The organism is Mycolicibacterium vulneris (genome assembly GCF_002104765.1).
In the GTDB taxonomy this organism is placed as follows: domain Bacteria; phylum Actinomycetota; class Actinomycetes; order Mycobacteriales; family Mycobacteriaceae; genus Mycobacterium; species Mycobacterium vulneris.
The window spans coordinates 126,037-146,261 of the sequence record NZ_NCXM01000007.1 but is presented as its reverse complement, the minus strand read 5'-3'; the positions used below and the strand labels follow the sequence as shown (position 1 = coordinate 146,261).

At 64.7% G+C, this 20,225-nt stretch carries 14 protein-coding genes and 2 pseudogenes; 6 read left to right on the top strand and 10 right to left on the bottom strand.

The features are described from left to right. The first annotated feature begins 29 nt into the window (after positions 1–29). On the top strand, positions 30–1,424 hold the full coding sequence (locus B8W69_RS08855) for a WS/DGAT/MGAT family O-acyltransferase (protein ID WP_085289527.1): 1,395 nt from the start codon (positions 30–32) through the stop codon (positions 1,422–1,424). Between the two features lie 13 nt (positions 1,425–1,437). Here B8W69_RS08855 and B8W69_RS08850 read toward each other — a convergent pair. The 3 genes and pseudogenes from B8W69_RS08850 to B8W69_RS08840 form a co-directional block, all read right to left on the bottom strand. Continuing rightward, a pseudogene (locus B8W69_RS08850) lies at positions 1,438–3,426 on the bottom strand (APC family permease); the annotation flags it as partial. Between the two features lie 33 nt (positions 3,427–3,459). Next, entirely contained in the window at positions 3,460–5,751 is a 2,292-nt protein-coding gene (locus B8W69_RS08845; protein WP_085289454.1) for an amino acid permease, read from the bottom strand. A 16-nt stretch (positions 5,752–5,767) separates the two neighbouring features. Continuing rightward, entirely contained in the window at positions 5,768–5,968 is a 201-nt protein-coding gene (locus B8W69_RS08840; protein ID WP_085289453.1) for a hypothetical protein, read from the bottom strand. 757 nt (positions 5,969–6,725) lie between these two features. Here B8W69_RS08840 and B8W69_RS08835 point away from each other — a divergent pair. Beyond that, positions 6,726–7,169, top strand: coding sequence for a CBS domain-containing protein (locus tag B8W69_RS08835; RefSeq protein ID WP_085289452.1), 444 nt, complete (start codon positions 6,726–6,728; stop codon positions 7,167–7,169). A gap of 58 nt (positions 7,170–7,227) precedes the next feature. Next, the gene (locus B8W69_RS08830; RefSeq protein WP_085289451.1) at positions 7,228–8,529 is read left to right on the top strand and encodes an ArsB/NhaD family transporter; all 1,302 of its coding nucleotides are present in this window, start codon (positions 7,228–7,230) and stop codon (positions 8,527–8,529) included. Between the two features lie 25 nt (positions 8,530–8,554). Here the strand turns inward: B8W69_RS08830 and B8W69_RS08825 are convergent, their stop codons facing one another. The 4 genes from B8W69_RS08825 to B8W69_RS08810 form a co-directional block, all read right to left on the bottom strand. Further along, the gene (locus tag B8W69_RS08825) at positions 8,555–9,919 is read right to left on the bottom strand and encodes a DUF2254 domain-containing protein (RefSeq protein WP_085289450.1); all 1,365 of its coding nucleotides are present in this window, start codon (positions 9,917–9,919) and stop codon (positions 8,555–8,557) included. Between the two features lie 301 nt (positions 9,920–10,220). After that, complete coding sequence (locus B8W69_RS08820) at positions 10,221–11,483, bottom strand: alpha/beta hydrolase (protein ID WP_085289449.1); 1,263 nt, start codon at positions 11,481–11,483, stop codon at positions 10,221–10,223. Next, positions 11,483–12,988, bottom strand: a complete 1,506-nt coding sequence (locus B8W69_RS08815) for an AMP-binding protein (RefSeq protein ID WP_085289526.1) — start codon at positions 12,986–12,988, stop codon at positions 11,483–11,485. Before B8W69_RS08815 ends, B8W69_RS08820 begins: the two co-directional genes overlap by 1 nt. A gap of 60 nt (positions 12,989–13,048) precedes the next feature. Continuing rightward, positions 13,049–13,789 (bottom strand): lysophospholipid acyltransferase family protein, encoded by a 741-nt coding sequence (locus tag B8W69_RS08810; RefSeq protein WP_245843185.1) that lies wholly within the window; start codon positions 13,787–13,789, stop codon positions 13,049–13,051. Between the two features lie 258 nt (positions 13,790–14,047). On the opposite strand from B8W69_RS08810, the gene B8W69_RS08805 reads away from it, so the two are divergent. From B8W69_RS08805 to B8W69_RS08790, 3 genes and pseudogenes are all read left to right on the top strand, one after another. Further along, positions 14,048–14,539 (top strand): hypothetical protein, encoded by a 492-nt coding sequence (locus B8W69_RS08805; protein ID WP_245843178.1) that lies wholly within the window; start codon positions 14,048–14,050, stop codon positions 14,537–14,539. A 145-nt stretch (positions 14,540–14,684) separates the two neighbouring features. Continuing rightward, positions 14,685–16,460 (top strand): DUF3556 domain-containing protein, encoded by a 1,776-nt coding sequence (locus tag B8W69_RS08800; protein WP_085289447.1) that lies wholly within the window; start codon positions 14,685–14,687, stop codon positions 16,458–16,460. A gap of 78 nt (positions 16,461–16,538) precedes the next feature. After that, positions 16,539–17,143: pseudogene (locus B8W69_RS08790) on the top strand (FAD-dependent oxidoreductase); the annotation flags it as partial. A 291-nt stretch (positions 17,144–17,434) separates the two neighbouring features. Here B8W69_RS08790 and B8W69_RS31280 read toward each other — a convergent pair. From B8W69_RS31280 to B8W69_RS08775, 3 genes are all read right to left on the bottom strand, one after another. Continuing rightward, entirely contained in the window at positions 17,435–17,815 is a 381-nt protein-coding gene (locus B8W69_RS31280; protein ID WP_245843177.1) for an HPF/RaiA family ribosome-associated protein, read from the bottom strand. Between the two features lie 233 nt (positions 17,816–18,048). Beyond that, positions 18,049–19,653, bottom strand: a complete 1,605-nt coding sequence (locus tag B8W69_RS08780; RefSeq protein WP_085289445.1) for a wax ester/triacylglycerol synthase family O-acyltransferase — start codon at positions 19,651–19,653, stop codon at positions 18,049–18,051. A 367-nt stretch (positions 19,654–20,020) separates the two neighbouring features. Continuing rightward, positions 20,021–20,203: a DUF6307 family protein gene (locus B8W69_RS08775; protein WP_085289444.1), complete on the bottom strand. Its 183-nt coding sequence runs from the start codon at positions 20,201–20,203 to the stop codon at positions 20,021–20,023. Positions 20,204–20,225 lie beyond the last annotated feature (22 nt).

Below are 20,225 nucleotides of genomic sequence, written 5' to 3'. Positions count from 1 at the left end.
AACGGGTGGGCGGGGGCTACGGTCGGGTGATGAAACGGCTTTCGAGCGTTGATGCGGCGTTCTGGTCGGCCGAAACCGCGGGCTGGCACATGCACGTGGGAGCGCTGGCGATTTGCGACCCGAAGGAATCACCCGAGTACAGCTTCCAGCGACTCCGCGAACTGATCATCGAGCGGCTGCCGGAGCTGCCGCAGCTGCGGTGGCGGGTCACCGGGGCACCGCTGGGGCTGGACCGGCCCTGGTTTGTCGAAGATGAAGACCTCGACATCGACTTCCACATCCGGCGCATCGCCGTTCCGGCGCCGGGCGGTCGCCGCGAGCTCGAGGAGCTGGCCGGCCGGTTGATGTCCTACAAGCTGGACCGTGCCCGGCCCCTATGGGAGATGTGGGTAATCGAGGGCGTCGAGGGCGGCCGGATCGCGTCGCTGACCAAGATGCACCACGCCATCGTCGACGGTGTCTCGGGCGCCGGCCTGGGTGAGATTCTCCTGGATGTCACGCCGGAACCGCGCCCGCCGCAACAGGAAACGGTGGGATCGCTGGTGGGATCGCAGATTCCCGGCATCGAACGGCGCGCGGTGGGCGCGCTCATCAACCTTGGTGTCAAGACGCCTTTTCGTATCGCCAGGCTCATGGAACAGACCGTGCGCCAGCAGATCGCCACGCTGGGCGTGCGCAGCAGGCCGCCGCGCTACTTCGAGGCCCCGAAAACCCGCTTCAACGCGCCGGTCTCGCCGCACCGGCGCATCACCGGCTGCCGCGTCGAACTGGCCCGTGCCAAAGCCGTCAAGGACGCGTACGGCTTCAAGCTCAACGATGTCGTGCTCGCGCTGGTGGCCGGGGCGGTGCGTGACTACTTACAGAAGCGCGGCGAGTTGCCCGCCAAGCCACTGATAGCGCAGATCCCGGTCTCGACGCGCACCGACGACGATAAGGACGACGTCGGCAACAAGGTCAGCTCGATGACCGTCTCGCTGGCCACAGATGTCGAAGACCCGGGCGAGCGGCTGCGGGCCATTCACGAAAGCACCCAGAACGCCAAGCTGATGGCCAAGGCGCTGTCGGCGCATCAGATCATGGGGCTGACCGAGACCACGCCGCCCGGGCTGTTGGGGTTGGCCGCCCGGGCCTACACGGCCAGCGGGCTGTCGCGAAACCTGGCTCCCATCAACCTGGTTGTCTCCAATGTCCCCGGCCCGCCGTTCCCGCTGTACATGGCCGGCGCCAAGCTGGATTCGCTGGTGCCGCTGGGGCCGCCGGTGATGGACGTCGCACTGAACATCACCTGCTTCTCTTACACCGATTACCTGGACTTCGGTTTCGTGACGACGCCCGAGGTGGCCAACGACATCGACGACATGGCCGATCGGATCGAGCCGGCCTTGACCGACCTGGAGAAGGCCGCCGCGCGCGAGAGCGGCTGATAGCGCGTATCTACAACTTGCGGGCTTCCTGCGCGATCGGTTGCTCGGAACGGTCGGCGATTGCCCGTGCTATTCGAGACTCGATGTCGTAGGGCACGATTATCGCGGTCGCAGAGTGGATCCGGCTGACAGCCCGGGCCATCTTGTCCGCAGTAGCGTCATGCAGCAGACGGCCTACCAGCGGCGCATATTCTCGACGCGGCAACAGTACCGTCACCTGCGTGCCTGGATGATCATTGAGTGACTGTAAGACCAGCTCTTGGGCGGCCCGACCGAGGTGGCGATCCGGGCAGTCGATGACCCAAAGCGCAGTGACGTTGTCGAACTGTTCCCACTGCGCCTGCAAGTCCGCGGCATGAGCCGCGTCCACCACGAAGTGCACCGCGGTCAGCTGGTCGGGGTGCAAGCCCTTTCCGTAACGCAGTGCCGCGGCCACCGCGAGGTCAACCGAATCCACAAAGACGAACACCCGGTGTCTTGCATGGTCGAACAGCTCAGCAGGCTCTTGCTCGGTGCGTGACGTCTCCAGAACGGCGGCCTCGGCACGGTACTGCCGGTTGAGCCGCGTTAATGCCAACACCAGCAGGGGGAAGATAACGACGATTACCCAGGCTCCCTCGGTGAACTTGGCCACCACGAAGATCGCCACCACGATCGTTGACGAGATCCCCGCAGACAGGTTGATCACCAGCTTGTGTCGCCAGCCCGGCGCACGCTGGGTGAGATGGTGTTTGGTCATGCCGTAGCCGGCCATCGCGAATGCGCTGAACACACCGATCGCGAACAGCGGCACCAACGCTCGCACCGAGCCGCCGGTCGCCAGCAGTAGTGCCACCGCCAGCACGGCCAGCGTGATGATGCCGTTGGAGAACACCAGACGATGACCGCGTTTGGTCAGCGGCCGCGGCAAGAAGCGGTCCTCGGCAATGAAACTGGCCAGCGGCGGGAAGCCAGTGAAACTGGTATTGGCGCCGGTGAAGAGGATCGCCGCGCTCGACGCCTGGACGAGGAAGTACAGGATGTTGCCGATCACTCCGTGGCCGAAAACCGTCCGGGCGATCTCGGAGAGCATCGACGGATATTCAGCGACAAAGGGAGTGACATGGGTGTGGTGCGCAAGATAGGCCACACCAGTCAGCAAGAACCCGAGGATCCAGACCATTACGGTGAGGGCCCGGCGCGCGTTGGGGCCCTGCGGTTTACGAAAGACATTGACCGAGTTGGAAATCGCCTCCACTCCGGTCAGCGACGTGCTGCCATGGGCGAACGCGCGCAGCAACACCAGAATGGTGGCCCCCATCACCAGGCCGTTGTCATGATGCACCGGCACCGCCCCGGGAAGGTGCTCCGGATCGTACGCGTATGTCGGCAAGCCCCAAATGACTTCACGGATGAAGCCGGTGGCGATCATCAGCGTCATCATGATGACGAACGAGTAGGTCGTCGCGGCGAATATCCGGCCTGCGTGCCGCAACCCGCGCAGGTTGGCGTAGCAAATGAGGGCCACCGCAGCCACGGCGATTTCCAAGCTGTACGGACGCAGCTGGGGTATTGCCGACACCACCGCCACTGTGCCGGCCGCGGGTTGCACCGCGACGGTGACCACGTAGTCGATCAACAGCGCGGCGGCGGCGACCTGCGCCACCCGGGGCCCGAAGTTCTCCCGCGCCACGAGGTAGGAGCCGCCAGCGCGGGCGTAGGCCGTCACGACCTGGCGATACGACAGCGTCACCAATACCAGGACCAGCAAGATGGCCGCGGTGATCGGCAGCACCAACACAAACGCGGCCAGCCCGGCATGTGGCAGCAGTTCGACCATGATCTGTTCGGGACCGTAGGCGGTCGACGAGATCGCGTCCGGTGCAATCGCGCCGAGTGCAACCGGGTTGGACAAGCTCTCCGAGTCCAGCTGCTCGCTGATCAGCGGCTTCCCCAGCAAGACGCGCTTGCATACGTCGCCGATGGATGGCCGGATAACCGGCCGGCGAACCGACGTTGTCACATCAGATGTTGTCACAACACATCACTTCCCCGGTTACTCGACGACTTGGTAGGTGGGGTCGACCATCGACATCGGCTCGTTGCCGTTTCGGCGCGCCTCGGCGGTGACCCGCAGCAGCTGACCGGGCTGGATAGTCTCACCGTGGCCGGGATGGAGAGTGACCCGGACCTCTCCGCTGTCATCGCCGACCAGGATCCACCGAGATGTTCGCCGGTCCTCGCTGATGTCTTCGACCCGCCTGACCCATCCTTCGATGGTGGCCCGTCGCCCGGGAACCAGGCCCGCCACGGAGATCACCGCCGGGGACAAGGAGTGGTCTTTTTCCTCGATGCGCGATATCCGCATCAGCACTTTGCCGATTCGTCGGGCGATCCGTTGCTCGAAACCGGCGGCGGTCGCCTGCGCTATCCGAGACCCCGTGTCGTAGGGAACGATCAGCGCGACCACACCCGGGAGCCGGCTGATAGCCCGAGACATCTTGTCCGCGGTGCGGTCATGCAGCAGCCGGCCCACCAGCGGCGCATATGTTCGACGCGGCAACAGAGCCGTCACCTCGGTCTCTGGACATTCGCCGAGCGCTTGGAGGACCAGCTCTTGGGCGGCCCGACTGAGGTGACGATCCGGACAGTCGATCAGGCGTAGCGGAGTCTCTTGATCGAAGCGGTCCCAGAGCTCCGCTAACTCCGCAGCATGAGCCGCGTCCAGCACGAAGTGCACCGCGGTTAGCTCGTCGGGGTGCAAGCTCTTTCCGTAGCGCAGCGCCGCGATCTCGGCCAGGTCAACCGAATCCACAAAGACGAACACTCGATGTCGGGTATACGCGGCCGACCCGGGCGGCTCGGTGGAAGACGTCTTCAAGACGGTGGCCTCGGCGCGGTAGCGCCGGTTGAGCCGCATCAACACGAACACCAGTGCGGGCATGACCACGACGACCAGCCACGCCCCCTCGGTGAACTTGGCCACCGCGAAGATCCCCACCACGATCGTCGACAAGATCCCCGCGGACAGGTTGATCACCAGTTTGTGGCGCCAGCCCGGCCCACGCTGGGCGAGATGGTGTTTGGTCATGCCATAGCCGGCCATCGAGAACCCGGTGAACACCCCCATTGCGAACAGCGGCACGATCGCGTCGACCGAGCCGCCGGTCACCAGCAGCAATATCAGCGCCAGCGCGGTCAACGTGATGATGGCGTTGGAGAACACCAGCCGATGACCGCGTTTCACCAGCGGCCGCGGCAGAAAGCTATCCTCGGCAATGAAACTGGTCAGCGCAGGGAAACCATTGAAACTGGTATTGGCACCGAAGAACAAAATGGCCGCGCTCGCCGTCTGCAGAAGCCAATACATGCTGCTGCCGATCACCCCGGTACCGAAAACCGCACGGGCGACCTCGGAAAGCATCGACGGATATTCGGCGACAAAGGGAGTCGCGTGGGTGACGTGCACAAGGTAGATGACACCAACCAACAAGAACCCCAGGACACAGGCCATTGCGGTGAGAACGCGACGCGCGTTGACGCCTTGCGGCTTACGAAAGATGTTGACCGCGTCGGCGATGGACTCGACGCCGGTCAGCGACGTTCCGCCGTTGGCGAAGGCACGCAGCAACACCAGAATCGTGGCGCCCATCACCAGCCCGTTGCCCTGATGCACCGGCACAGCTCCGGCAATGTGCGCCGGATCGTATTGCGGTAAACCCCAAAAGGCTTCACGAACGACACCAGTCACGATCATCACCGTGAGCATGACGATGAAAGAGTAGACCGGCACCGCGAATATCCGGCCCGCCTCCCGCAATCCGCGTAGGTTGGCGTAAGCAATCAAGAGCAACGCCACCACCGTGATTTCCAAGTGGTAAGGGCCCAGCGAAGGTACCGCCGACACCACCGCAAAAGTGCCGGACGCACACTGCACCGCCACGGTGACCACGTAGTCGATCAACAGCGCGGCGGCAGACAGCTGCGCCACCCGGGGTCCGAAGTTGGCCCGCGCCACCACATAAGAGCCGCCTCGCTGGGTGTAAGCCATCACGACCTGCCGATACGATCCGGTCACCAGCGCCAATATCAGCAAGATGACACCGGCGATCGGAAGCACCAGCACGTACGCGGCCAACCCGGCGGCAGGCAGCAGCTCAACCATGATCTGTTCGGGACCATAAACCGTCGACGAGATCGCATCCGGTGAAAGCGCGCCCAGCGCAACAACGTTCGACAAGCTCTCCGATTCCAGGTGCTCGCTGATCAGCGGCTTACCCAAAAAGAGGCGCTTGCCCACGTCGCCGATCGACAACGAGACACCCAGCCGGTCAGTCGACGATCTCATGCCCGCACCCTCCCGATCAGAGCGACAACGAAAGGCTTGCCGCTTTTGCGCACCGCCGCCCGACAGCGACGACCACCACCGGCACATCGACGTTGCGGTCGACGACGACGGGCGGCCGCTGTCCGAAAAAACCCAAGTTGGCGTCGGCCCTGGACCTGGCCGCCGCTGGTTGCCGCTCACCGAGGTAGGTGGGCAGCATCAGCGATTGGTATTTCACAGATCTCCTCCGATCTGGCCGTTTCCCGGAAGCCGAAGGCCTTCCTCCCCGCGGTTGCCATTTCGAGAGCCCGGCAGCTTCTTTTCCGGCAGCCGCACGTGCTTAGTCTGCGTCGTCTGCGCCTCCGGGGCAATCCGAGCGAGATCAGCCTGGCCGTCGAGTTAGCTACGGCGGCGGGCAGCAGCTACGGGTAGCGGGAAATGCCTCTGTGTTCATGGACGAATCACGTTGGCGCCCTGAGGATTATTCGGGAAGGCCGGAAGGCCTGTAGCGATCTCGGCTGCGGAGTGCCACCTATGTGTATCCCACAATATTTACATCGGGCAACTTTGCGGCGGCTGCGTGGTTCAGATTGTTAACGTTATGTTTATTCATGTAAAAAGACCGAAAAGCGATAGGAATTCGGTGACGTCTCTTGGTCTTCTCGCGGCACCAAAGGCGGTGTCGCACAAGAAGTTTCGGAGCTTTTGAACGGGTGACGAGAACAATGCGTCACGACACCTCCCCAGCTTGCAGGGGGGTCAATTATGTCGCGGGTCTATTCAGAGGTGTATCAACTCGGCTGATCCACAACACTGCCGGTGGCGACGCCGACTTCGCCAGTTCCGCATGATGACGCGGCCGAGCAAAGGTGTTGTGCTCTGCGATAGCTGAAGGGCGGCTAGAGTCCGGCGGACGGGCAGCCAAGCCTCCCGCCGCCGTTCAGCATTCGTCAAGAATGCTGGGATCGCCGGGCTGCGATTGCTAGGGTCGGCGCATGCGCGCCGAGGATATTGCTGAGGCCTTTCCGGTGATCCGTATCGATGCTGACGCGGTTGAGGCCGTCCGTATGATCGCTGAGCAACGGCTTCCGGGGATCTTGGTCGTTGACGCGTCTGGCGGACTTTACGCGGTGCTACCGGCCTCCCAAGTGGTTCGATTTGTGGTGCCGCGCTTTGTGCAGGATGATCCATTGCTAGCTGGTGTGTTGAGCGAGTCGGTTGCTGATCACGTTGCGGACCGATTGCGTGGCAAGGCGGTCGGCGCCATGCTGCCAGAGCATTTGGTCAACGTGCCGCCCGCTGAATTCGACGAGACCGTCCTCGAAGTCGCTGCGAAAATGGCGAGGCTGCGCACTCCGCTGATCCCGGTGGAAAGGGGTGGAAATCTACTTGGCGTGATTACGGCCTCACGCTTGCTCGCCGCAGTGCTGAAGTCGTGATCGGTGGATCGCGGTGCGCGGTACCGAGCCGCGCACATGCCCAACGGGGGGACGGCAGATGAGCGCGTTTCACGCGATTTACGCGGTCGTAGTGTTCGTGATCGCCTACGGGTTGATCACCATCGAGCGTTTTAACAAGACACTGGTGGCGCTGGCCGGCGCGACGGCCATGTTCTTCTTGCCGGTCGTCAATTCCCATGAAGTCTTTTACTCGGAGGACACCGGAATCGACTGGGATGTCATCTTTCTGCTCCTGGGGATGATGATCATCGTCAGCGTCGTGCGCCAGACCGGCGTGTTCGAATACGTGGCGATCTGGTCGGCCAAGCGTGCCAAGGGCTCCCCGCTGCGGATCATGGTGCTGCTGTTGCTGGTCACCGCGCTCGGATCGGCTTTCCTGGACAACGTCACCACGGTCTTGTTGATCGCGCCGGTCACGCTATTGGTGTGCGATCGGTTGGACGTCGCTGCCTCCCCGTTTCTCATCGTCGAGGCGTTCGCAGCCAACATCGGCGGCGCGGCGACGCTGGTCGGTGACCCGACCACCATCATCATCGGCACCGGAGCCGACCTGAGTTTTGTGTCCTTTCTGGCCAACATGGCGCCCGTGGTGATCATCGTTCTCGGTGCCCTGGTTGCGCTACTACGCCCCCTGTTCCCCGGCGCTTTCACTGTCGACCCTGAGCGAATCGCCAATGTCATGTCGATGGATGAACGCGAAGCGATCCGCAATCCCCGGCTGCTGATCCACTGCGGGGTTATCCTGGTTGCCGTTTTCGCCGGGTTCGTCGCGCACAAGCAGATCCACATGGAGCCGTCACTCGTGGCGATGACCGGCGCCGGGCTCCTGATAGTGATCTCCCGTCTGGGCCGTGAGTTTTATCTGTCCAGCGTCGAGTGGGAGACGCTGCTGTTCTTTGCGGGGCTGTTCATCATGGTCGGAACGCTGGTCAAAACCGGCGTCATCGATAAATTGGCGCACTTGGCCAGCCATGCAACCGGTGGCGGGCCGTGGATGACGACACTACTGATCCTCGGCGTGTCCTTCCTTTTCAGCGGCTTTGTCAATAACGTCCCCTATGCCGCCACGATGACACCGATCGTCGGACAGTTCACCGCGTCAAATCAGCACCTCAACCCGCACGGCGTGCTGTGGTGGGCCTTGATCCTGGGCACCGTCCTCGGCGGCAACCTCACCGCCGTCGGGGCCAGCGCGAACGTCGTCGTCGTCGGGATCGCCGTGCGCGCCGGCAGCGCCGTCTCCTTCTGGGACTTCACCCGACGAGGGGCGGTAGTGACCGCGACGTCGGCGTTAATCGGCATTGGCTACTTGTGGGTGCGCTACTTCCTGTTGGCGTAGCCGCGCGTATCGAGCGGGGAACGCGTTAACTGGCAAGCGTCTCGGACGACGATGGTTTGTCGCCCGAGCCAATCAGTGCCATGACCGCCTGATAGCGACGCGTGACGTCGTCTCGGTCTCCCTGGTCGGCCACCGTATCCAGGTTTAATCTCTGGATAGCCTCGGCTTGGTCGCGTAGTACTGTTTGCCGGGTCCGGTCGGGCGTCTGCTCGGCGATCTTCGCCAATGCATCGAGCTGCCGGATCAGGATCGCGGGCATGCCGGCTGCCGCCTGCCGGATTGTGTCAAAAGCCCGTTGCACCAACCGTTCAAAATCGGGCTGGTAGGCAATCACGCGTATCTCTCCGCGCGCGTCACACCGGATCCGTCGCGGATGCCACGAACGCGAAATCCGGCAAAGTCCGTCGGCGATCCAGTCGACACAGGTCATTCCCGTGAAGGTGTCGTTGACCGCGGGTGACAACGCACGTAGGGCAATCTCCACCAATTGGTCGATTCCGAACGAAATATCCTGGGGGAGTGTGCGATACGCACCCGCGATATGGCCAAAAGCCAGACTCTGCTCCACCGCGGCGGCCGCACTGGGCGGCCACACCCGCGCCATCACCTGGCCCGCGACGAAGAAATGCCCTGGGCGATAGGGCAGCTCGATGACCGCACCGGCCTTGGAGGCTACCTTCACCAGTTTTTGCATTCGGATCACTTGCAGGTAGCCGCTGCGCGGTGTGCGGATCGGGGCACCACCCTCGGCCAGGCGAGTCAGCAATTCCTCGTACGGTTCGCGCTCCGCCTCGTCGGCGGGGAAACCTGCTCGATTTTCTGCCTCGATCTCGGCGGTGAGAGTTTTTGCGATGCCCGCGATCACGACGGGTAGCTGGATCATCACGGCGACATGATTCAGGAAGTAGATCAGTACGCCGACATTGGTGATTGTCAGCGCCAAAGCCACGGTGATCGACAGATGCGGAACAAACTCACCCTTTTCACCGCCACCGACCGATACCAGGGTGATCATCGTGTAGCAAAACGTCGCAACGAAAGCCCCAAGTGCCACTTGCGTTCCCACGTCGCGCACGCAGTTGCGCAACATTCTCGGCCCGAATTGAGTCGAGGCGAGCGTCAGGACCACGATGGTGATCGAGAAGACGATGCCGATCACGGTGATGATCGCCGCGGCAATCGTGGTCAGGATGACTCGCGCGGTATCGGCGGTACCGTTGAGTACCCACTCTGGGAAATGAATGTGCCCGTAATAGGCGGCGCGGTCTGCCGTATAAGTGACGAAGAAGAGAAGCGATATGACCGCTGTTTCGATCGCAGGGACAACCCACAGATTGGTCCGCAGGGCTTCTCGCCGCCAATCTGGCTCTAAATATGCGTGACCAAACATCACTGCATAACCGTAGCTGGGAGGTGTGGTGCACCGCGACCGAAATCAATGGTCGGATCCCGCAAATCTCCCGACGGCCCTGCTCACCTATCCGGATGACGGGGGACCGGACGCCGCCAATAAGCAGCTCGTCTGCCTGACGTGTTCATCTGCCGCTTCGACGTGTTGGTGCGCACCGCGTCATTTTGCAGAGCGATGTGACTTCGGTGCAGTTCTGATGGGGCGACACGCGGTCGGTGCGGCGCGAGCTGAGGGTTGCAGCCCGCATACCGGAGACACGTCTAGTCGCGCTCGGGCGGATTCAGAAACCAGTGGAGGCATACACCCACGACAGGAATCGCGCCACGGCCTCCGCGGACCGATGCGCGCGCGGGGAACTGAAGATATCGAAAGCGTGTTGGGCGTGCGGTAATTCGGCGTAGGCGACCGGGTTCTTCGACACCGCGCGCAGTTCCTCGACGAACTCTTCGGCCTCACCGACCGGGATCAGCGAATCGTCGTGGCCGTGCAGGACGAAGAACGGCGGTGCGTCGGCGCGCAGCCGCCGGATCGGCGAGGCGTCGACGTAGATGTCGCGGTGGGTCGCGAATTTCTTTTTGACGACGAACTTTTGGAGCAGGTCCACGAATTCGCGCCGGCCCTCACCCTCGGTGGAGAACCAGTCGTAGCGCCCGTACACCGGCACCGCGGCGACCACCGAGGTGTCGGCATCCTCGAACCCGGGCTGGAACTTCGGGTCGTTGGGCGTCAGCGCCGCCAGCGAACACAGGTGGCCGCCGGCGGATCCGCCGGTGATGGCCACGAAGTTCGGGTCGCCGCCGTAGCGGGAGATGTTCTCCTTGACCCAGGCCAGCGCGCGTTTGACGTCGACGATGTGGTCGGGCCAGGTGTGCCGGGGCGACACCCGGTAGCCGATCGACACGCACACCCAGCCGCGCGCGGCCAGGTGGCTCATCAGCGGATAGGCCTGGGGGCGGCGCATCCCGATCATCCAGGCGCCGCCCGGCACCTGCAGCAGGACGGGCGCCTTGCCGTCGCGGGGCAGATCGCGGCGGCGCCAGATGTCGGCGAGGTTGGCGCGGCCGTGCGGACCATAGGACACCACGTTGGTCTTCTCGACGTAGCGGCGGCGCGCCACGGTGTTGCCCAGCGGCAGGGTGCGCCGCCCGCTGCGCGTCGGTGTGCTCTGGGGCAGCTCGCTCAGCGCCTCTTCGTAGTCGTCGCCCAGTTGGTCGCGCAGGCCCGCCTCCAGCACCGGGCCGGGAGTCGTGACGCCGCGATACTTGATCACGCCCAGGATGGCCCAGGACGCCGCCGTCAGGGCCAGGGCGGCCTTGCCGCGCCGGCCCGCGAAGTCGCCGCGGCGGCCCCGCCGCAGCGCGTCGAGCAGCGAGGCGGAGAAGTAGACGCCGGGCACCTCGGAGGCCGGCCAGCCGAACCAGAAGACCAGCACGGTGCTGTAGCCCTTGCGCGCGAGTGGGCGTAAACCGTTGGCGGCGTTGGCCAATTCGAGCGCGGCCCGGGCGAGCGGCCGGGGTTTTCTGATGGTCCGGGCGAGCCGCATCAGCCGGTCACCCGCGCTTGCAGCTCGGCGCGCAGGATCTTGCCGGTGCTGCTGCGGGGAAGCTCGTCCAGCACCGTGATCTCGCGGGGGATCTTGTAGTTGGCCAGGTTCTCCCGCACGTGCTGCTTGAGCGCCTCGGGTGCGGCGCCCGCGTCGAGCGCGGCGCCGGGCTCGAGCACCACGAAGGCCGCCAGCCGCTGCCCGTATTGTTCGTCGTCCACGCCGATTACCGATGCCTCCGCCACGTCGGGATGTGCCGCCAGAATCTTCTCCACCTCGATCGGGTACACGTTCTCGCCGCCGGAAACGATCATCTCGTCGTCGCGGCCGACGACGAACAGTCGCCCCGCCTCATCGAGATAGCCCAGGTCGCCCGACGACATGAAGCCGGCGTGGAAGTCCTTCCCTTTGCCGGTGGAGCCCTCCGTGTAGCCGTCGAACTGAGTGTTGTTGCGCACGTAGATACTGCCGACCTCGCCGGTGGGCAGTTCGTTGAATTCCGGGTCCAGGATTCGGATTTCGGTTCCCCCCGCGGGCCGGCCCGCGGTGTCGGGTGCCGCACGCAAATCCTGTGGTGTGGCCGTCGCGATCATGCCGGCCTCGGTGGCGTTGTAGTTGTTGTAGATCACGTCGCCGAACGCGTCCATGAACGCGATGACCACGTCGGGTCGCATCCGCGATCCCGATGCCGCGGCGAATCTCAGCGACCGGCCGCTGTAGCGGCGCCGCACCTCGGCGGGCAGCTCCATGATGCGGTCGAACATCACCGGCACCACGGCGAGCCCGGTGGCCTTGTGGCGGTCGATGAGGTCCAGCGTGGCCTCGGGGTCGAATTTGCGTCGGGTGATCACCGTGCAGGCCATGGACGCGGCGAAGATCAACTGGGAGAAACCCCAGGCGTGGAACATCGGCGCCACGATCACGATGTTCTCCTCGGCCCGCCACGGCGTGCGGTCCAGAATCGCCTTGAGCGTGCCGATTCCGGCGTTGCCGCCGGTCTGGTTGGCGCCCTTGGGCGTTCCGGTCGTGCCGGAGGTGAGCAGGATCATCCGGCCCTTGCGGCCGGAGCGCTGGGGCTGTTGCCCGGCGTGGGCGGCGATCAGCTTCTCGACGGTGAGATCGTGTTGCCCGTCCGTCCAGGCCACGATGCGGGCGGCGTCCGGCCTGTCGGCCAGCGCGGGCCCGGCGAACGAGGTGTTGAGCAGCACGACATCGGAACCGATCCGGTTGACGGCCACCACCGCCTCGACGAAGCCGCGGTGATTGCGGCACATGATGCCCACGACCCTGGGTTGACCCGCGGGCAGCTGTTGCAGCGCGGCGCCGAACGCGTTGATCCGCTCGTCGAGCTCGCGCCAGGTCAGCGTGCCGCGCTCGTCGATCAGCCCGGGACGATCCGGGCAGCGCTGCGCCGCACTGGCGAAGCCGACCGTCATGCCCATGCCCTCGCGGCGCATGGCCGCGGCCATCTTCAGGTAGCGGTCGGGGCGCATCGGCGCGATCATGCCGGCGCGGCTCAGCGTGGTGACCAGGCCGAGGGTCTCGCTCAACGGATTCGGCACGGCTCAGCCCAGGATCGGGAAGCGACGCTTGGCGGCCAGCTCGGTCAGCGCCTCCTGCATCACCGACCGCACGTACTCGTCGACCTCGTCGACGTCCGGGTCGTCGCCGAACTGCTTGGCGATGTCGATGGGCTCGAGCACCTGGGTCACGATCTTGGTGGGCAGCGGTAGGTTCGGCGGGATGACCGCGCTCAGGCCGAAGGGGAAGCCGAACGACAGCGGCAGAATCGCGCTGCGCAGCAAGCGTTTGATGCCCAGCCGCTCGGCCAGCCAGGTGCCGCGGGTCAGGTAGAGCTGGGTCTCCTGGCCGCCGATGGACACCGCAGGCACGATCGGGACGCCGGCCTCGATCGCCGTGCGGATGTATCCCTTGCGGCCGTTGAAGTCGATGACGTTCTCCGACAGGGTCGGCCGGTAGGCGTCGTAGTCGCCGCCGGGGAACACGATCACCACGCCCCCGGACCGCAACGCCTCGGCCGCGTTCTCGCGGTTGGCCCGGATGTATCCGGTGCGCCGGAAGAAGTCTCCCGTGGGGCCGGTCATCAGGATGTCGTGGCTCAGCGTGTAGACCGGCCGGTCATAGCCGAGTTTGTCGTAGAAGTGGACGCTGAAGATCGGGACGTCCATGGGGAACATGCCGCCGGAGTGGTTGCCCACCACCAGCGCTCCGCCGGGCGGGAACGCATCCAGGCCGTGTACCTCGGACCGGAAGTAGGTTTTCAGGACCGGGCGCATCACCGCCATCAGGCGCTGGGTCAAGCCGGGGTCGAATTTGCCGATGTCCCCGCCGCCGGGGTTGCCGTTGTCGGTCACGTTCCTCCCTTGACACTCGCGCCAGGCCCCTTGAGGTTTGGGGGGCCGAGTCGAGTCCCTCGATGGTAGCGACCGGACCCTCGCTGCTGTCGGGGTGTTTTACCCTATTTCGTCCAAGTATGTGGTGCGGTCCCGACCCGGGCGCTATCGTTACGGCGCCTTAAGTAATCCTCGAGCAAGGGGGATCCGATGGACGTCGCCGGTCTGTCACCTGAGCGCGGCGCACGCTCGAGCGCCACACACAGATCGGCCGGCACCCGGGACCGGCGCGGGCGCCGTTCCCACACCGCCGCGTCCCGCCCGGAAACCGCTCGTCAGGGCCAAGACGCGTCCCGGCACGCACCGGCCATCGCGCGGGCCGCCGACGCGCTCGCCGCGGCCGCCCCGGATAGCGCGGACCAACAGCAGGCCGACTACTTCGTGCGGCTGCTCGCCGGGCGGCGCGGCTTCATCGATCAGCGCATCGAGGAGTATCAGCACAAGATCGGCACCGCGGAAATCACGGGCGACCTCGACGCGGTGGCGAACCTGCGTCGCCTGGTGCGCATCGCCGAGCAGGATCGGCGGACGCTGGACACCCTACTCGACAAGCTGCGCCGGCGGTTTGTCCGCCAGGCACCGGCAACGGGTTCGGCTCAGGCGCGCCCCGCGGTTCGCCGGGCCGCCCCAGCCGTACGCTGAATCACCCATCGCCGCAGCGGTTTCGTCATCGAGGCAGTGACGCGGTAGCCGGCGGATCGCGGACGCGCACAAATCGGCACACCCGCGTGGCGGTGCCGATACATTCTATGGGCCAGCTGGTTTCTAGATAGGAACGAGGCCGCCCATGGGATTCATGGCCCCGGAGTTTCCCGACGTCGACCCGCATACGTGGCTCAGCCTGCCGCGTTCGACCAGGCGCCAGATCATGACCCGGCACTGGGTCGAACACGGCTTCGGCTCCCCGTACGCGGTCTATCTGTTCTACGTCTTCAAGATCGCCGGGTACGCCGTCGGCGCCGCCGCGGTGATCTCGCTGACGCCGGGCCTGGGCGGGCTGGGCCACCTCGCCGACTGGTGGACGCAGCCGATCGTGTACCAGAAGCTGGTCGTCTTCACGCTGCTGTTCGAGATGCTGGGCCTGGGTTGTGGATCGGGGCCGCTGACCGCGCGATTCTGGCCGCCGTTCGGTGGCTTTCTGTATTGGTTGCGACCCAACACTATTCGGTTGCCGGCGTGGCCGGACAAGGTCCCGTTCACCCGTGGGGACCGCCGCACCGTCGTCGACGTCGCGCTGTACCTCGTGGTGCTGGCCTCCGGCGTCTGGGCGCTGCTCTCCCCGGGGCGGGGCGGCCCGGTCACCGCGGCGGGCGACGTCGGCCTGATCGATCCCATGCTGGTCGTGCCCGCCATCGTTGCGCTCGCGCTGCTGGGCCTGCGGGACAAGACCGTGTTCCTGGCGGCACGCGGCGAGCACTACGGGTTGACCCTGCTGGTGTTCTTCTTCGGGTTCACCGATCAGATCGCCGCCTTCAAGATCATCATGCTGGCGCTGTGGTGGGGCGCGGCGACCTCCAAGCTCAACCACCACTTCCCGTACGTCGTCGCGGTCATGATGAGCAACAGCCCACTGCTGCGCAGTCGGGCGTTCAACTGGTTCAAGCGCCGGCTCTACCTCGACCCGGTCGACGACCTGCGGCCGTCGTGGATCCCGAAGGTCATGGCCCACGTCGGCGGGACAACGGCCGAGTTTCTGGTGCCGCTGGTTCTGGTGTTCGTCGCCGACGGTCACCGGTGGGCGTGGTTCCTGATCGCCTTCATGGTGCTGTTCCACCTCAACATCACGTCCACCATCCCGATGGGCGTCCCGCTGGAGTGGAACGTCTTCTTCATCTTTTCGCTGTTCTATCTGTTCGGGCACTACGCCGGCGTGACGGCCGCCGGGCTGAGCTCGCCGCTGCTGCTGATCATCCTGATCGTCGCGCTGGCGGTGGTGCCGATCGTGGGAAACATCTTCCCGCAACAGATTTCGTTCCTTCCGGCGATGCGCTACTACGCGGGCAACTGGGCCACCAGCACATGGTGTCTGCGTAAGGGCGTCGAGGACAAGATCGAGGCGAACATCACCAAGGCGTCGGCGCTGGCGCCCAATCAGCTTGCCCGGCTTTACGATCCGCAGACCGCCGAGCTCATGATCGACAAGCTGATGGCGTGGCGATCCATGCACACGCACGGGCGGACGTTGGGCGGGCTGGTGCCGCGCGCCTTGCCCGCCGGCGCCGACGAGGTCGACTACCTGTTGCGCGACGGCGAGATCATCGCCGGACCGCTGATCGGCTGGAACTTCGGCGAAGGCCACCTGCACAACGAACAGCTGCTGGCCGCCGTGCAGCGGCGCTGCGACTTCGACGAGGGCGACGTGCGGGTGATCATCCTGGAGGCCCAGCCGATCCATCGCCAGACGCAGGCCTACCGCATCGTCGACGCCAAGACCGGCCTGATCGAAGAAGGCTACGTCGACGTCGCAGGGATGCTGAGCCGCCAGCCCTGGCCGGAGCCGGGCGACGACTACCCCGTGCACGTCACGACCCGGCACGTCACGACCCGGCACGGCACTCGATGACGGAGCGGTCGTCGTCGGCGCCGGCCCCAACGGCCTGGCCGCGGCGATCCAGCTCGCCCGCCACGGGGTCGACGTGCAGGTGCTGGAGGCGCGCGACACCGTCGGCGGGGGAGCGCGCTGTTCGGCGGCGCCATCGCCACCGGGGTCACCGTCACCGTCCGCCGCGACATCCCCGACCCGACATCGTCATGCTCGACCTGAGCCCCGCCGCGGCGTTGCGGCTCTACGGCGACGCCATGCCCGGCCGCGTCAAGCGCTCCTACCGGCGCTACCGCCAGGGCTCCTCGGCGTTCAAGGTCTCGACTTCGCGGTGCGGGGCGACATCCCCTGGACCAACCCCGACTGCCGGCGCGCGGGCAGCGTGCACCTCGGCGGCGGCTTCGCCGAGATCGCCGACACCGAACGCCAGCGCGCGCAAGGCAAGATGGCCCAGCGGCCGTTCGTTCTCCATCTGGGCCTATGCGCACGTGCCGTTCGGCTAGACCGGCGACGCCACCGCCGCGGTCGTCGACCAGATCGAGCGGTTCCCGGGATTCCGCGACCGCATCGTCGCGACGGTCAGCATGAGCACTGCCGAGTTGGCGGCCTACAACGCCAACTATGTCGGCGGCGACATCCTCGGCGGGGCCAACGACGGCCTCCAGGTCATCCTGCGGCCGCGCATCTCGGTCAACCCGTATGCCCGCTCGCCCACGCCGCCCTCGGAATCCCAGATCGACTCCCGGGCCATTTCCTTACGTCTGGCCCTGCGGCGCATGCCCGCACGGAGTACGTCTTCGATGGTCAATGGGCCATTGTCGATCAACGAGATATCGGATTCTGTTGGGAGCGTGAAGCGCTTCGCGGCAGAGGTGATGACCGAATGGGTTTCGGTAGTGTGCGTCATGGTCGTGCACCTATCTGCTCGCTGAAAGCGAGCTGCTGTCTGTGTGGGTCCTGCATTGCGTACCGGGGCGACCTCGAAAGGTGCGGAACTAGATCGGATGGCGGATCGTCGCGCGCCTGAGCCGACGGTTGTTCATCGGATCGTGCGTCGACTTCTGGTGTTCAAGCTGCCGGGTCAACTCGCGCTTTGCATCGCACAGAGCACGGGTGATGTCCGGATTTTCCGCGACCGCTACCAGTAGTGGATGGCCGGGAAGGGTTGTGCGCAGCGTGATGCGTTGCTCCTTGCCGCCGCGGTCCTGCAGGGTGACTTCTATGTCCACATCACTCGAATCCCACCTGCCTAGATGCGTCTCGAGCGTGGACAGCGTCTGTGTGACGTGCGGACGCTCCTTGGCGAGAAAGCCCGCGCCCACGTGGATCACATTCTCGCGGAAAGTGTTTCGTTTCGCGCGGCCAGAGTTTCTCATTGTCGCCTCATTTCCGGTGTTTGGTCGCGGGTCTTCAGCTGAGTAGGCGCTACGCGTCGGCTAGACGAAGATCATGATGCTGGTGACCGGAACCGCAAGTCCCAGGACGGGCATAGTGCCGTTCGTGAGAGCCTGAGTGCGGTGTGCTACGGCGTACTCGTGAGCGCCGACGACCAGTTTCGGACTGGACCTTCAGTAAACGCCCTATCAAATGTAATGTCAACACTGTGGGCCTACGGCGTTGGCACACTGTGACTAGGGAAGTGGGCTACGCTGGCATCTCGTGCCGCGAGGCCCATTGCGCGCGCCGGCCCAATTCGCGCCCCCGCGAATTGGGTTGTGGCAGTGGTATTCGTGGCGGGCTCCGAGTCGCTGGAGCGGGTTAAGCCTGCGCTCTGGCCGGTTTTTTCGTCGGCGGCCACTTTCAGTTCGCCGAGCACGTCTTCGATGTCGCTTGCGATCGATGCGACGTCGTCGACGTTGTCGGGGCACGCGACGATGCCCACGGCCAGGGTGTCGCCATAGGACACGGCGGTGATGTTGAGATTGGAGCCCTCAAACAGCGGGGCCATGGCATGCATTCCCAGCACATGTGCTCCGGCGCAATAGATTTCGTCACTGGGACCCGGAACGTTGGAAGTGATGACATGGGCGACTGGCGAGTGGAATCGCGACAGTTTCAAGGCGGTGTACACACCCATCGCCATGGCGATGACCACAGGTGGAACGAGATCTATGACGTCGGCGAGGTTGACGGGCGGCACTGCGCGTCGCCCGTCCTTGATCCTGGATGTAGCGTCGTGAATGCTGGCCAGCTGCTGTGCCGGATCGGCCAGATTGACCGGCAATTTGACGAGCACCGGTGACCAACTATTGGACGCGTTGCCATCGCTACCACGTGTCGAGATCGGCATCATGGTGCGCAGCGGATGACTGGGCACCGTGTCATGGGTTGCCAACCAACGGCGCAGCGCCGATGTCGTTGCGGTCAGGAAAACATCGTTGACGGTGACGTCGAACGCGGCGGTGATGGCCCGCAGGTCATCCATGGCCAACGTGGCGAACGCAACGCTGCGTCGCGCGGTGAGCGGGGCGTTGAGCTGCGTTCGCGGCGAGTTCTCGTCCTCTTCGGAATCCAAACCATCGGGCCGTTGCGGGCCGACACCCGGGAGGAGTCGACGTACCGATCCCAGCGCGGTTCCTACCACCGACTTCACCGCGACGGGGCCCAACCTGCCGGCGATCCGAATCCCCACAGCGGCGTTGGATGCGACCTCGTCGATCGCGTCCCACACTCTCGCGGCCGCGAGTGGCATCGTGGCCCGGGCGTGCTCGGGTGCCGCAGCAAATTCAGCGTGCGCGTCAACAGTCATCAGTTCGGGCAGCATCGATGTCACTGCGCCCACACCATCGGTAATGGCGTGGGAGAACTTGATCAACACGACGAGTCTGCCGTCGGCGAGACCTTGCACGACCCACGCGTCCCAGAGCGGGCGGCGGCGGTCCAGAGGCTGCCCATGCAGCTCACCGATGAGTGTGGTCAACTCTCGCATGGTGCCGGGTTTGGCCAGCCGGACGCAATGAAGATGGCTGTGGACATCGAACGCGGGGTCCTCGATCCATGACGGCTGGCCCAACCCGAAAGCTCGGGTGAGCAGGCGCTGCCGGAAACCCGGCGTCGCAGCAGTGCGCTCAGCGAGCAGCTGGGAAATCGCCGCGGCGGTCATTTCGCCGCGCGCCTCAGGGTCGCAAAACAACACTGCCGTCACATGGGTGGGCATCACGGATGTTTCGCCGTGCAGGGTGACACCGTCCAGACCGGTCAATCGTTTCATCATGCTGCTCCATCCGTAGATCCGAGCTGTCAGCTCAAAAAGTTTGGCTCGCGATTTTTCCCGCCGCGCTCAGCAACGACGGCGCCGGACATGCGCCAAAGCGCACGGCCGCAAGGTGATTCGGTGATAGGTGGCACCTTCTCGCAATTCGTGCCAGCGGCACTTCGACCAGTCTACACCGTGGCGCATCTCCATACGTCTACACTGTTGACACTAACGCGAATCGGTTCAACGCGCAGTTGTGAACGGCGATGTCCGATGAGCGAACGAGGGTGTCGGGGCCTCGATCAAGCCTTCAGTACGTCGAAAGAACGCGCACAAATCGGAAGCCGTGCGGGCGTTGATATTTGAGCCCAGTCGGGGCCGTTGCTCAGCGCACCTTCTCGGGGATCGAGTTCAATGCGGCCAGGACATGTGCGGCGAGTTTGACTGCCGCGTCACTGCCCAGTTTGGAGTGGGCGCTGATGGTGTCCGTGACGAGTTGGAGACGAATCTCGTAGGGAGTGCGGATCGTTGTGAGCGAAGCCATCGAATTTCCTTTGTAGTCGAGCATGTTCGCTCGCAACCGAGCTGCT

Coding starts and splice junctions, on each gene's coding strand:
- B8W69_RS08855 (WP_085289527.1), top strand. CDS start 30: ATGAAACGGCTTTCGAGCGTTGATGCGGCGTTCTGGTCGGCCGAAACC.
- B8W69_RS08845 (WP_085289454.1), bottom strand. CDS start 5,751: ATGAGATCGTCGACTGACCGGCTGGGTGTCTCGTTGTCGATCGGCGAC.
- B8W69_RS08835 (WP_085289452.1), top strand. CDS start 6,726: ATGCGCGCCGAGGATATTGCTGAGGCCTTTCCGGTGATCCGTATCGAT.
- B8W69_RS08830 (WP_085289451.1), top strand. CDS start 7,228: ATGAGCGCGTTTCACGCGATTTACGCGGTCGTAGTGTTCGTGATCGCC.
- B8W69_RS08825 (WP_085289450.1), bottom strand. CDS start 9,919: ATGTTTGGTCACGCATATTTAGAGCCAGATTGGCGGCGAGAAGCCCTG.
- B8W69_RS08820 (WP_085289449.1), bottom strand. CDS start 11,483: ATGCGGCTCGCCCGGACCATCAGAAAACCCCGGCCGCTCGCCCGGGCC.
- B8W69_RS08815 (WP_085289526.1), bottom strand. CDS start 12,988: ATGATCGCGCCGATGCGCCCCGACCGCTACCTGAAGATGGCCGCGGCC.
- B8W69_RS08810 (WP_245843185.1), bottom strand. CDS start 13,789: ATGGCGGTGATGCGCCCGGTCCTGAAAACCTACTTCCGGTCCGAGGTA.
- B8W69_RS08805 (WP_245843178.1), top strand. CDS start 14,048: ATGGACGTCGCCGGTCTGTCACCTGAGCGCGGCGCACGCTCGAGCGCC.
- B8W69_RS08800 (WP_085289447.1), top strand. CDS start 14,685: ATGGGATTCATGGCCCCGGAGTTTCCCGACGTCGACCCGCATACGTGG.
- B8W69_RS31280 (WP_245843177.1), bottom strand. CDS start 17,815: ATGAGAAACTCTGGCCGCGCGAAACGAAACACTTTCCGCGAGAATGTG.
- B8W69_RS08780 (WP_085289445.1), bottom strand. CDS start 19,653: ATGATGAAACGATTGACCGGTCTGGACGGTGTCACCCTGCACGGCGAA.
- B8W69_RS08775 (WP_085289444.1), bottom strand. CDS start 20,203: ATGCTCGACTACAAAGGAAATTCGATGGCTTCGCTCACAACGATCCGC.